Genomic DNA, 351 nt, shown 5'->3' with positions numbered 1-351 from the left:
CCTCTGACCTGGGCTCGGCCGCCCAGCTGGCCCTCGGTGCCCACCTCGCGGGCCACCCGCGTCACCTCGTCGGCGAACGCCGAGAGCTGGTCGACCATCGTGTTGACGGTGGACTTCAGCTGGAGGATCTCGCCCTGCGCCGCGACGGTGATCTTCTGGCTCAGATCGCCGTTGGCGACCGCCGTGGTCACCTGCGCGATGTTGCGGACCTGGCCGGTGAGATTGTCGGCCATGGAGTTGACGTTGTCCGTGAGGTCTTTCCAGACTCCGGAGACGCCTCTGACCTGGGCTCGGCCGCCCAGCTGGCCCTCGGTGCCCACCTCGCGGGCCACCCGCGTCACCTCGTCGGCG

At 69.8% G+C, this 351-nt stretch carries 1 protein-coding gene; it reads right to left on the bottom strand.

Annotated features, from left to right (window positions below; translation table 11 throughout):
- A partial coding sequence (locus AC5P1B_RS35910) for a HAMP domain-containing protein (protein WP_493892231.1) occupies positions 1 to 351 on the bottom strand: 351 nt, incomplete at both ends.

It is taken from the genome of Streptomyces sp. A01 (assembly GCF_059026195.1).
Note: the sequence above shows the minus strand (reverse complement) of the source record. Positions and strands in the feature narration are given on the sequence as shown.